8 protein-coding genes are annotated in these 12,783 nt (G+C 58.4%); 1 reads left to right on the plus strand and 7 read right to left on the minus strand.

Annotated features, from left to right (window positions below; translation table 11 throughout):
* Positions 1-118 precede the first annotated feature (118 nt).
* The 4 genes from Q0R57_RS12805 to Q0R57_RS12820 form a co-directional block, all read right to left on the minus strand.
* Entirely contained in the window at positions 119-1,192 is a 1,074-nt protein-coding gene (locus tag Q0R57_RS12805) for a nucleoside hydrolase (RefSeq protein ID WP_294748377.1), read from the minus strand.
* Entirely contained in the window at positions 1,189-2,001 is an 813-nt protein-coding gene (locus Q0R57_RS12810; RefSeq protein WP_294748380.1) for a hypothetical protein, read from the minus strand. Before Q0R57_RS12810 ends, Q0R57_RS12805 begins: the two co-directional genes overlap by 4 nt.
* A gap of 149 nt (positions 2,002-2,150) precedes the next feature.
* Positions 2,151-2,315 (minus strand): hypothetical protein, encoded by a 165-nt coding sequence (locus Q0R57_RS12815; protein ID WP_294748383.1) that lies wholly within the window; start codon positions 2,313-2,315, stop codon positions 2,151-2,153.
* Between the two features lie 62 nt (positions 2,316-2,377).
* Entirely contained in the window at positions 2,378-4,444 is a 2,067-nt protein-coding gene (locus Q0R57_RS12820; protein ID WP_294748386.1) for a hypothetical protein, read from the minus strand.
* Between the two features lie 391 nt (positions 4,445-4,835).
* On the opposite strand from Q0R57_RS12820, the gene Q0R57_RS12825 reads away from it, so the two are divergent.
* Entirely contained in the window at positions 4,836-5,222 is a 387-nt protein-coding gene (locus Q0R57_RS12825) for a hypothetical protein (protein ID WP_294748389.1), read from the plus strand.
* A 1,434-nt stretch (positions 5,223-6,656) separates the two neighbouring features.
* Here Q0R57_RS12825 and Q0R57_RS12830 read toward each other — a convergent pair.
* From Q0R57_RS12830 to Q0R57_RS12840, 3 genes are all read right to left on the minus strand, one after another.
* Positions 6,657-6,818, minus strand: a complete 162-nt coding sequence (locus Q0R57_RS12830; protein ID WP_294748392.1) for a hypothetical protein — start codon at positions 6,816-6,818, stop codon at positions 6,657-6,659.
* A 125-nt stretch (positions 6,819-6,943) separates the two neighbouring features.
* Positions 6,944-11,608 (minus strand): hypothetical protein, encoded by a 4,665-nt coding sequence (locus tag Q0R57_RS12835; protein WP_294748395.1) that lies wholly within the window; start codon positions 11,606-11,608, stop codon positions 6,944-6,946.
* Between the two features lie 45 nt (positions 11,609-11,653).
* The coding region (locus tag Q0R57_RS12840) for a transporter substrate-binding domain-containing protein (protein WP_294748397.1) at positions 11,654-12,783 on the minus strand (1,130 nt) is incomplete at its 5' end.

Genomic DNA, 12,783 nt, shown 5'->3' on the forward strand with positions numbered 1-12,783 from the left:
GCGTAGGGGCTTGCCCCTATGATGACCGAAGGTCAAAGTGAAAAAAAAGGGGTCGGAGAAGGTGATTACTTTCTCCGACCCCTTGATTGTCCTCCTTGCGGATGTCTCGGCGCTTTTCTTAATGTGTCTTGTTCACGTTGCGGATCTTCTCCAGCATGACGGAGCGCCAGGCATCGTCGCCGGGCATTTGGAAACGACTGTTACCCGTGGCCGATGGGGTGAAGATGACCGTACCGTCATCATTGAGCACCACGGTGCCGCGCTCTGTCAGCATGAAGAGGTCGTCGCCCTCCACGGCATTGATGGCGGTCAGCGGGTCCCACATCATCTGGCCGGTGTTGCAGTTGCAGGTCATATAGACTTGTTTGATGGGGTGATAGTCGGTCCATGACACATCGCTGATGACCTGTTCTGGCAGGTACTCGATGCCGTAGCCCGTCTCCATGGGGGTGAAGATGATGTCGACGTCGGAGGGCCAGAGGCGGAAGAACGTCTTGGCACAGCTGATGTTCTGAAGAAAGTTGTAGTCGGGTTCGGGGGACTGGCCGAAGGAGCCGCCCTGAATATAGAGGCACTTCACCTTGCTTCGCACCAGCTCCACACCCGACAGCGGGGAATAGTCGTCGCCTTCTGACTCCAGCAACTGGGCGAGGCAGGTAGTGAAGCCGATGGAGCAGATGCTCACCGAGTGGTCGGGCTGTTTGGCGAGCAAACGGCGGTAGAGCTGCCAGCCGTCGGGCAGTGCCGAGTAGTCGCTGATGCTACGGGCGAACATAGGCGTGCCATCGCCTTTTTTGTAGGTGGGCAGCGCCTTGTAGTCAATCCATACCGTCGGGTTCTTAAGGCCATCGCGCACTAAGCCGATGGGCACGTCGCCGTTATTGAAATACGTGTTCATCACATCGGCACAGGCAGCGCAGTCCTCGCCCTCGCGGTTCACCACCACGCCGATCAGCTTACAGCTTCCCTGCTGCTGATAGTAATGGAGCATCTCCAGCGTGAAGAGGTCGTCGGTAGAGGAACCGATGTCTGTGTCGAGGATGACCAGTGGCACGCCCGTGTACTCCAGTGTGCCAGACGTATTGTCATCATCCGACGAGCATGCCGTGAACACGCTGGCGCCGCAAAAGACCATGGTGAGCACCAATGGTCGGATGGCAGCGGAGAGCATCCAATGCATCATCTTTTTCATTTCACCTTCGTCATCAGGAACGTGGCGGTGTAGGTGGTGCCGTCCTCGCGCTGGCGCAAGGCTGTCCATTTCATCACGCCGTTCTCGATGGTTATTTCCCACCACTCGCGGTTCTCCACGCCGTTGTCCACCCAGCGGCTGCAGAGCAGATTGCCGGCCACGAAGTATTCGTTCAGCGTATTGGCACTGGCCACCCACTGGTCGCCGTCCTTCACATAATATGTATAGGTGCCGTCAGCATTGTACTCCCAGCGGTGCAACTCGCCGTCGGTGTGCTCATCATTCTCGCTGGTCACCTTGCCCTCCCAGGTGCCAAGAATGGCCTGGCTGTAGTCGGCAGCCATCTTGACGTAACGGACGGGGTACTCCTTCGTGGCCACCACGCTGCCGCCGACCTTCATGCTAAACTTGAGGTAGGCAGTGAACTCGCTGGTGCTGATATCGGCGATGGTGAATTCATTCTCCACAGTTGTGTTCTCGCCGTACTGGTTGGTGAGGACCATCTTGTTGCCGTCGATGATTACATCGGTTTCCAGCATATCAAACCAGGCCTTTCCCGCTGCCGGATTATGGTTGAAAGATGCGCTTATGTAGGCGTTGGTGGTAGACACGATATCAAGCACCAGCTTCTCGTTTGTCACTACGGGCTGACCGTCGCCGTCGGCTGTTATCCACTTGCCGATGACCTTCTCGGCCAGGTTGAGGTCGGACTGTGGTGCGGGGTTGTCGTCGTTGCTTGTACATGCTGTAAATACACTTGCGCCGCAAATGAGGGTGGCGGCAAGCATGAATAATAGTTTTTTCTTCATTTTGTTTTATTGTTAATATTAAAATTGTTTATTCCTAATTGTTTTTTCTTTGTTCCCCAGCAAGGAGTCGAACACGGCGGGGCATGATGGCTTGGCTCGACGGCCCGAAGGGGAAAGTCAACCATGAATCCTTAACCCTTAACCATAATTTACTCGTCCCAGTCATCATAGTCGCGGCTGCGGCCAGAACTGCTGCCACCGCCACCGTACTCGAGATCTACGTTGCTGGAAAGGCCATGAAGACTATCTGCCAAAGGCAAACATGTTTTCACTCTCACTACCTCTACTTGAGGCTTCATATATTCCTTTTTCATATTTCTTTTGAGTTATATTGTTTATTTTATTGTCACACAGATTGCACAGATGACACAGATTTTTATTTAACCACTACCCTACCGTTGTGGATGTAAACTCCCTTTTTCGTAGGCTTACCTTCGAGTTTCCGTCCATCCAGCGAATACCATGCGGCGTCAGCCTTATCTGTGATATCTGTGATATCTGTGTGACCTATAACTGTCTGTGTGCCTTGCTCGCCGAAGTCGATTTCGAAGTCAGTTATCTGGCGGGCTGATCCTCCGACCTCGCCAATCTTGAAGTAAGCGCGCTGTGCTCCGAGAGAGGCACCGTTCTGCGGATAGTACAGCTTGTTGGCAGCTCCAAGGAAGAGGATGCTCTTGTCCTCGGCGTCGAAGGCCGTGCTCTTGTAGGTGCCGAGGAAGCGGACGCGCTCGTCGGTGGTGACGGCGGGCGAGGCGGTCTCGGTGTCATAGCTGCCGTCGGCATCAGCGTCGATGGTCACGCCGCTGAACACGGGGCTGACGATGTTGTGCGCGTCGTCGTCCACGTAGTTCGCGTCGGCGGTCCACTTGATGATATACGGTGTGCCGGCCTCAAGGGTGGTGACGGCATCGCCGAAGGTCAGCGTGAGCGTCGTGCCCTCGATGCTGGCGCTGGTGAGCGGACGGGCGGTGGCTCCGGCGAGGGGCGAACCGGCGATGGTCACGTCGAAGGGCAGGCAGATGGTGTTCCATGCCCCGTCTTTGTAGAGCGTGCGACCCGAGAGCGTCACGTCAGCCACGTAGCCGTTGGCGTTGCTGATGGTCGTGCTGTTGTCGGCGTTGTCGGCGAGGGTGACGGTGGCGGGGGCCACGTAGTATGCGCCGCCGACGAGGATGCCGTTCTGGTATGCCTTCACCATGCCGTAGTCATGCACCGGGTCGCCGAGGCCAGTAGGGACGGTGCTGTGGGAGACGGCCTGCCTGCCCTGCTCCGTGCCGTAGGCTTGCGTGTAGTAGCAGCGGTTGATTAACCAAGTAGCATCGCCACGTACAAATGTCTGACAGTTTGCGAGGCCGGTGCTGATGTGGTCGGGCGCGAAGAGGCAGTCTTCGATGGTTGCCGTGCTGCCAGACTGGCAGTAGCCCACGAAGCCGGCGTTGTTGCGGCTTTCAGACCCCTCAAGGCTGCCAACGAAGGCACAGCCGCGTATCGTGAGTTGGGAATTGTCGCCCAGACGGGACACGAAGCCGCTGTTGGTATAGCTCGTGCTGCTGATGGTCACCGACGAGACGCAGCCCTCGATGCTCACCGTACTGCCATTGACTATATTGGCAATCAGTCCACCCGCATACTGGCCGCTGGTGCTCCTGGTGCCAGCCGTCTTGAGGTTCTTGATGGTGGCATTGCCCACGTAGCGGAAGGGGGCAAGGTACTGCTCCGTGAAGTCGGACATGTTGAGGGTCAGCGTGTGGCCGTCGCCGTCGAAGGTGCCTTGGAACGAGTTGGCATCGCTGGCACCCGCCATCGTCGAGACGCTGATGTCGCTGGTCAGCTTCACGAACTTGCCGCTGAAGGTGTTGCCGCCGCTGACGACTGCGGCGAAGTTGTTCCAGTCGTCGGTGCTGCCGATGAGGTAGGGGTCGTCCTCCGTGCCAGTGCCGGAGAGGTTACATATTGTGATGTTGAAGCCGAGAACTGGCCTGACTCCGCGCGCTTCCGCCTCAATATATTTTCCCCATTTAAGGTCCGAGAAGAACCAAACTCCCCATTCTTGGCTCGGGTCTCCCGAAGCCGACCAATACATGCCATCCAATGCCGTGCCGCCAGCACCGGTGATGTAGGCGTTCACGTTGTGGTCGTAGGTCGTGCCGTCAGTGCCTCTTGTCGTCGAGCCGAAGTTGATGAAGATGGCCTCGTAGTCGCTCTTCTGCGCCACGCACCAGTTGGACACGGCTACGCTGCCCAGCTTGGTGATGCTCGTCAGGGAGCCGCGGGTGCCGTCGGGCAGGAGCTTGAGCGTGGTGCCGGCGTAGGTGGTCACGGATGTCCAGCCGTTGATGGTGTTCCACGTCTGCGACGTAGCGTCCTGCAGGGCGATAATCAGGCCGTGGCCGTCTGCCGTCAGATTGCCCAGGATGCCCACGGCGGTGCAGCCATCGGGCACGGCGATCTTGGCCGGGTGCAGATGGCCTGCGGCGCAGACCACCTTGCCGATGTCCTCGGCATTGGCATCGCTGAGCATGGGGAGGGTCGGTGCATAATTGTAATCCATATAGTAGATACCGTCGAAGAGGATGCCGTGCTCGTAGGTCTTCACCATGCCGTAGTCCTGCACGAGGGCGCCGAGGTTGGCGGGGGCTTCATTGAGGGCGACGGCCTCGGTGCCCTGCGCCGCGCCGAGGACCCGGGTGTAGTAGCAGTTAGTGATGGTGGCGTCGGGGTCCCGGGTGAAGGTCTTCGTATAGCCGTCGTTCGCGATGGAGACGGTCAGCGTCGCCGGGGCGAAGAGGGTGTTCGTGATGGTGGTGGTGGTGCCGCCATATTCATAGCCCGAGATGCCGGCGCAGCGGGTGTTGGTGGCGCCCGTCATCGAGCCGTCGAACACGCAGCCGCTGACGGTGAGGCTGCCGCCCTTCGTGCCGGCCACGAGGCCAGCGAGGGCGGCGTCCGTGCCGAAGGCGGTGGTGAGCGTCACGCTGCTGACGCAGTTGGTGATGGTCGTGTTGCCGAAGCTCACGCCCACGATGCCTGCCAGCAGCTTGCCGTCAGCGTTGCCCGTGCCGCTGATGGTGCCCGCCGTGCGCAGGTTCTTGATGGTGGCTCCGTTGACGCACTTGAACGGCGCGGCGAAGCGGCTCTGGTTGCTCACGTTGAGGGTCAGCTTGTGGCCGTCGCCGTCGAAGGTGCCGCTGAAGGGCTGGCAGTTATCGTCGGTCTGGTAGCCGCCCGCCGACTTCGTCACGCTGATGTCGGAGGTCAACTTCACATATTTTCCGCTGTAGCTGCGCCCGATTGTGACGTTGTGGGCGAAGTCGTACCAGTCGTCTGCGCTGCTGATGATGTAGGGGTCGTTCACGGTGCCTGCGCCCTGCGTGGGCCAGTCGGTGTAGCCGAATGTGACCGTGGCTGTGACGTTCTTGCTCGGCATGACGAACCAGAAGCTTGAATTGTCGTTGGCATGTCCCTGCAGCGGAATATTGTTGCCGTCGGCGTCGGTGACGGTGACGTTAAGCGCCGTGCCCGACGTCACGTTCAGCGAGAAGGTCTGTCCGGCGCACGTCCCCGGGACGTCGTCTTCATCGAGGGCCCGGGTGCAGATGGTGCCGTGGCCCTCGATATTGACCGTGACATCGTAGGTGTATCTGATGGCATGGCGATACATGTCCTTGCCCGAGGCGGCATTGTACTCGTCCAGGCTGAACGTGTCGTACAGGTATTCCTCAGTAGTTCCTGTGTCGCCCACGTATTTACTATCTTGGCTGTGGGAGCTGGTGCGTGTGCCGTAGAAGGTGCAGTGACTGAGGATTCCGTCGTTGTTGCCTACCAGTCCGCCCACGTCGGCGTCGTTGTTGGTCACGTCGCCTGCCATGCAGCAGAACTGAATCGTGCCGTTGTTCTCGCCGGCGATGCCACCCACACTGCCTGTAACTGCAACGCCGGAGTCTTGCCAGTCGGAGCGCACCGTGCCGCTCACCCAGCAGTTCTCTATCGTGCCGTCGTTCTCACCGGCGATGCCGCCCACCAGTCGCGACGAGCTGCAATGGATGTCGGCTACCACGTGGAGGTTCTCCACCCTGCCTGTCGAAGCGATTCCGGAAAACAGGCCCTGGTAGTTGTCCGTAACGTCCTTGATGTGGATGCGGATGGTGTGGCCGTTGCCGTTGAAGGTGCCCTCGTAGTGGTTCTCGCTCCAGGTCCAGCCCGTCCGTTCGGCCCATCCCAAAGGAACCCACGACACGGCGTCGCCCATGTCGATGTCGGCTTGCAGAGAGATAGGTAATTCAAATGCAGAATTATATGCTATATGATGGGTTGTCCCCGAAATACCGGTGTTAACTTCGTTGTGTTCATTCCAAATGTAATCTCTGAAATGTTTACGGAGGTAAGCTAAATCGGATGCCTTCTTGATGTAGATGACACCAGCAATCTCTTGCGGCTTCGTCTCCGTCACGCCGTCCCAGACGTCGAAGTTCTGCGCCCACGCCCCTTGCACCACGGCGCAGAGCAGGGCAAACAATAGGAAAATTTTTTGTCTCATTGTTTTTGTTTTTAAAATTAAACTTGTTGTTACCTAAATTTTTTTCGTCTTTGTTCCCCCGCAGGGAGTCGAACCCGGCGGAGGATGGGTTGTGTGCGGCGCAGTGGCCGCGGGCGGCTTACTCCCAGTCGTCCCAGTCGTCGTCCCAGTCATCATCCCAGATGCGGGAACCCGCAGGAACATTCTTGTCTCCAGGGTTTATTACACTACCTGCCAATAACATCGTCTTGTGTTGCAACAGCATCACGCACAGATTTGGTTTAATATATGTCTTCTTCATAATTCTACTTTTTTATATGTCACACAGATTTCTTGCGTCCCGATGGTTCTTTCGTCCCTTCGGTAGAAAGCGGCAAAGCCGAGCGGCAAGCGACCAGAGGTCGAGCGCACAGATAACACAGATTTCTACTTAACCACTGTTTTGCGACCTCCATGGACATAGATTCCCTTGGCTGTGGGCTTGCCGTCGAGCTTGCGACCGTCGAGCGTGAACCACTCTGAAAGTGAAGAGTGAAGAGTGAAGAGTGAAGAATTTGCTTCCGCCTCAACGACGCCGGTAGTATTCTCCTCTCCATCGAAGAAGTGCATCTCGCGGCCATAGGACACATTCGGGGTGCCGAACTTGCTCTCCACGCGCATAATCCAGCGGAAGGCGCCCACGGTCACCGCATCGCCAAGGCTCAAATCGCCGTTGATGTTCACATAGTAGAACGGGTCGGCTTCCGTGGCCGTCGTGGGCTCGTAGGTGCCGTAGAGGGTGTAGGTGTCCTCAGCCGTCATCATGGTGATGCGGGTGTCGGTGGCCTTCGCCTTCAGCGTGGCATTCTCGGTGGTGAACGCGTAGTCCGTCACGGCCACCTTCGGCTTATAGACGTAAGGCATGTTGGCATGAAGCACGGTGCCGGCGTCCACCTTCTTCAGGAACACCCAGATGTCGTCGGTGGCATCCGTCTGTGCGTTGGGAGCATTGGCTATCATGTTGATCTTGTAGAAGTCAAACTTCTCCGTGTCGGCTTCCTTGATGGTGTAGTCGAACGGCACGAACCAAGCCTGGTATTTGCCCACGCGACTCTCACCCAGCGACTTGGTGTAGGTGGCAGAGGCGACGTTCACGTCTGCTTTGAAGCTATAGGTGCCTGCATCGGTCAATGTGACAGCATCAGTGGAAGATGGCATCAACGTGATGTAGAAGCTCTTCGAGCCTGCGTAGTCACCCGCGCCGTTGAGGACGAGCGTATATGTGCCCATCTTGTTGGGGCTGACGGGGAATGACGCCACAGTCTGTCCGTCCAGTGTGGCCGTGTAGTCGGTGCCAAATGCGAGGGACGTTTCGTTGTATTTCACGACTGGCCTTATTTCAACATCATTGTTCAGACTGTAGGATTCCTCTATGCCGCTGACGGTGCATACAGGCATTATGTACACCGCAGTGTTGCAAATGGTTGCTGCCTTGCAGATTTCGTTCTCGGGGATAGTGGCATAGACCTGCGTGCCCTGTGCCGTACCCATCGCCTCGGTGTAATAACAGGTGGAACCTTCTGCTGGGCTGCCACCACGCACGAAGGTAGCGCAACTGGTAGCAATGGCTACCTCGTTGTCTGCCGGTGCAATATTGGGATTGGGGGCATAGAGCGAATTGGTGATATTGAACGTTTTGTTATTATGCCAGCCTATGAAGCCGCCGCATTGGTCAGTACTAGAGCTGGTAAACATGCGACCGTCGTACACGCAGTTAGAGAAGTTTACATTGCCTTCTGGATTGGCGATAAAGCCGCCGTGCGTGCCGTCACCACCGACGCTGCTGTGGATGACGGTGCTGACGCGGCAGTTGGTGATGGTTGTCGTACCGTAATTGCGAGCCACGAGTCCGGCAGCAAACTTCTGAGCGGTGTAGATTTCGCCCTCCACCTTCAGGTTTTGGATGGTGGCACCATCGGTGTAGCGGAAAGGAGCGCAGTATTGCTCGCCAAAAGCGCTCTGTGCAGTACCATGTGTGAAGGTCAGCGTGTGAACGCCGTCGCCGAGGAAGGTGCCTTGGAACCTGTGGTCGCTTGTACCCACCATCTCAGAAACGCTGATGTCGGCAGTCAGCTTCACGAACTGCCCTTTGAAGTCAGAGCCGCCGTTGCTGACGTAGTTGGCGAATGCGTTCCATTCGTTGGCACTGCCGATGGTGTAGGGGTCGCCCTCAGTGCCTGAGCCAGCGCCATCAGACGCCTTGTCAGCATCCGCATAGTAGATGTCGCCATAGAGGATGCCGTGCTCGTAGACCTTCAGCATGCCGTAGTCCTGCACGAGATTGCCCGTGCTCCACCGTGCACTATAGACGGCCTTTGTGCCCTGGTCGGTGGGCAGGTTGTCGGTGCTGACGTAGTAGCAGTTGTCGATGGTCGGCTCGTAGATGCCTTCGTTGCCTGTATACCAGCGGGCGAAGGTGCTGTTGAGCATGCCTGCGGCTACGCTGCCGGGCTTCATCAGCGAGTTCTTGATGGTGGGCTTGTTGTAGCCCCCCCATCCGATGAAGCCGCCGCAGTTGTTAGTGCCATTGGTGGTGGCGAAGGAGCCGTCGAACACACAACCTTCGATGATGATGGTGTTGTTTTCACCACTCAATGTGCTGACCAGTCCGCCGTGGGTGCCGTCTTTGCTGTCTCCGCTAATGCTGCTGTTGATGTTGACCGAGCTGCGGCAGTTGGTGATGGTCAGCCCGCCGTGCGACTCAGCCACGATGCCGCCAGCCTTCTGCCTGCCGGTATAGATGGCGCCAGCGACGTGCAGGTTCTTGATGACGGCATTCTTGACGTGGCGGAACGGGGCGCAGTGGTCTTCATCGAAAACATTCTGGGCCGTACCTTTCGTAAAGGTCAGCGTGTGGCTGCCGCCGTCGAACGTGCCCTGGAACGAGTTGGTATCGCCTGTGCCCACCATCGTCTCGACGCTGATGTCCCCGCCCAGTTTCACGAACTGGCCGCTGAAGGTATGGCCATAGCCGACGTAGCTGGCCAGCGTGTTCCAGTCGCCAGTGCTGCCGATGGTGTAGGGGTCGCCCTTGGTGCCAGTGCCGGCGATGTCACATGCCACGTAGTACCTGCCAGCCACGAGGAGTCCGTTGTCGTAGACCTTCACCGTGCCGTAGTCCTGCACCATCGAGCCGAAGTTGCTGGGAGCGGAGGCGAGGACAATGACCTTGGAACCCTGCCCTGTGCCCATCGTCTCGGTGTAGTAGCAGGTAGAGCCGTTTGCCGGGCTGCCGCCGCGCACGAAGGTGGCACAGCCGGCAGTAATGGTTGTCTCGCCGTCTGCCGGTGCAGTGGTATCAGGGGCATAGAGCGAATGGGTAAAGTTGAACGTCTTGCTGTTGTGCCAGGCCACGAAGCCGCCACAGTTATTGGTGTTCTTGGTGGTCAGCAGGCGTCCGGTATAGACGCAGCCCGTGAAGCTTATGTTGCCTTCCGGCATGGCCACGAAGCCGCCGTGTGTGCCGTCGCCGGAGACACTGCTGTGGATGGCGGTGGTGACGTGGCAGTCGGTGAACGTTGTCTCGCCGTACGACCGTGCCACAAGTCCGGCAGCGAACTTCTGGGCGGTGTAGATGTCGCCCGTCACCCTCAGGTTCCGGATGACGGCATTCTTGACGTAGCGGAACGGGGCGCAGTATTCCTCGTTGAAGGCACCCTGTGCTGAGCCTTTCGTGAAGTTCAGCGTTTGACCGCAGCCGTCGAAGGTGCCCTGGAACGAGTTGGTCTCACTGCTGCCAGCCATCGTCTCTACGCTGAGGTCCTGTGGCAACTTCACGAACAGGCCGTTGAAGCTGATGCCGTTGCTGACAAGCAGGGCGAAGACGTCCCAGTCGGCTATGCTGCCGATGATGTAAGGGGCGCTCTCCGTACCTTTGCCATTGAAGATGTCGTCCAAGACCACGTTGATGGTGACTGCCGCGCCCCACTTGCTGGCCGCGCCACAGGTGCCGCCGCTGCCGCCAGCAGCAGCCCCGTTACCATCCTCCCAACCAGAATCCTTATAGGTGCCATCGAGGCCATCATTTAATTCCGCATCGTAAGGGTTTGACAGTTCACTACTTGCGCCATCCCAGGCATAGCTACCATCGTCATTCCCACCGCCTTTGCCGCCGCCTGCTCCCACTCTGTAGAAACCATTAGTAGCATTGCTTCTCCATGTACTGTTGCCAGCGGCACCACCGCCGCCGCCGCCGCCACCACCACCGCCGGTGCCGATGTCGGCGCCACGACCGCCGTTGCCACTGGTACCGCCGCCGCCGCCGCCGGACGCAGCATAATGGTTGTAAGGATCTTCGGCAGCGTTTTTACCGCGTTCGCTTTTAGCGGTGGTAAACCATCCGGCACCGCCACCCTTGACAATCACGCTGAGGTTCCACCCCTGATACACATAGAGAGTGCCCATGCTGCCGGCAGTGTCGCCGTTACTACCCGGAGAGCCCGCAACGCCCTTGTTCGTACCCTCGTTCTCATCCCGTTTCGCAGAACCACCGGCACCACCTGCGCCGCCGTTGCCGCCCCGTGTGCCGATGCCCGCACCGCCGCCGCCGCCGCCGTCACCGCCGCGGCCACCCGAGCCGGGCTGGCAATACGTTTTGTATACAAAGTTGGCATCTTCACCGTGGCCGCCACGGTTGCCGCTTTCCCCGTCACCGCCTGTGGCCTCCAGCCTGCCGTCGCCGAGAAGGTAGAGCGTGTTGCCCGCCGCCAGTTCAACACCCGCACCGCCACCCGTGATTCCGGCATCGCTGGCTTTGGCACCCGTGCATCTAACCGTTTTTCCCGAGGGGATGTAGAGATACACTGTGCCCCGGATGGTCAGGCCGCTGCCGCCCACCGTGGAATTGGTGAAGCTGAGGTTGCCCGTGGCGTAATAGTACGTCGTGGTGCCTGCCGTGCCAATCGTGTACCCTGTAGAGGAACCCGCATTCAGGGCCGTCCAGTTCGCTGAGGTGGTCTTCGTCTGTCTATAGACCAATTCCCAGCCGCCATCTGCCCACGCCCCCTGCACAACTGCGCAGAGCAGGGCGAGCATCATTAGAATCTTTTTCATTGTCATGCTTTTGTTTAAGAGTTAATATTTATTTGTTTATATGATTTATTCGTAAGCATATATCAGTCCGTATTTCTCATGCAGGCGGCGCAGGGTGCCGTCGGCCTTCATCTGGGCGATGACGCCATTGACGAGGGCGAGCAGGTCGTCCTGACCCTTGCTCATCAGCACGCCGATTTCGCCGTGGGTAAAGGGGGCGGCGAGCAGCGGGGCGGCCAGGCGCACATCGTTCTGCACGTACCAGGGGGCCTCGGTAATCTCGGTTATCATCACGTCGGCCTCGCCCTCGGCAATGAGCGACGGTATTTCCTCGTTCTTGGGGTGGACGATGACGGTGGCGTGGGTCAGGTTCTCGTTGGCAAACTTCTCGTTCAGTCCGCCGGGGTTCACCATCACGCGCACCTCGGACTTGTCGATGTCTGCCAATGACTTGTAGCGGTCAGCCTCGGCGGCTCGGCAGAGGATGGTCTTGCCGTTGGCCAGATAGCCGTCGCTCATCAGCATCGTCTCGCGGCGGGCATCGGTGATGGTGATGCCGCCGATGGCGAGGTCGAAGGTCTGCGGCTCGGCCTGAACGTCGGCCGTCAGCGTCGGCCATGACGTAGGCACGAACTGGATGCCGACGCCCAATCGCTTGGCAATCTCTCCAGCCACGTCGATGCCGAAGCCCCAGTAGGTGCCGTCGCTTTCGCAGAATGATAACGGACGGTAGTCGCCCGTGGTGCCAAAGAAGATAGTGCCACGCCCTACTATCTCCGCCACCTTCCCGTCGAGGGGAACGTCTGTATAGGTTGACAGGATGAAAACGGAGTACTGGCCGTTCTCCTTTCCAAACTGGAGCGCACCCTTCAGGTCATCCTCTGGGAACAGTTTTGTACTGTCGAAATAGTAAAGGCCATCCTCGCCATTCAGCCAACCGCCTACATATCCTTCGTGCTGCAAGGCATGGCTCACCACCATGTCGAGCTGGTCACGCGAATGGCTGTTCTGGGTGGCGGCATAGCTGACGGCGATTCCCTCGGTCGGCTCCGTCATCGTGCGGATGTCAAGCGTGAATCCGTCCGGGTGAGTCTGACTGTAAGCCCAGACCTTGTCGCTGATGACAGACACGTCCGTCTGCCCTGCCGGGTTGTCGTCGTTCGACGAGCAAGCCGTGAATACACTTGCGCCGCAAA

This window comes from uncultured Prevotella sp. (assembly GCF_946407605.1).
Classification (GTDB): Bacteria; Bacteroidota; Bacteroidia; order Bacteroidales; family Bacteroidaceae; genus Prevotella.

Bases quoted from the DNA above. Each gene is read 5' to 3' on its own strand.
- Q0R57_RS12805 (WP_294748377.1), bottom strand. From the start codon at position 1,192: ATGAAAAAGATGATGCATTGGATGCTCTCCGCTGCCATCCGACCATTG.
- Q0R57_RS12810 (WP_294748380.1), bottom strand. From the start codon at position 2,001: ATGAAGAAAAAACTATTATTCATGCTTGCCGCCACCCTCATTTGCGGC.
- Q0R57_RS12815 (WP_294748383.1), bottom strand. From the start codon at position 2,315: ATGAAAAAGGAATATATGAAGCCTCAAGTAGAGGTAGTGAGAGTGAAA.
- Q0R57_RS12825 (WP_294748389.1), top strand. From the start codon at position 4,836: ATGCCGGCGCAGCGGGTGTTGGTGGCGCCCGTCATCGAGCCGTCGAAC.
- Q0R57_RS12830 (WP_294748392.1), bottom strand. From the start codon at position 6,818: ATGAAGAAGACATATATTAAACCAAATCTGTGCGTGATGCTGTTGCAA.
- Q0R57_RS12835 (WP_294748395.1), bottom strand. From the start codon at position 11,608: ATGAAAAAGATTCTAATGATGCTCGCCCTGCTCTGCGCAGTTGTGCAG.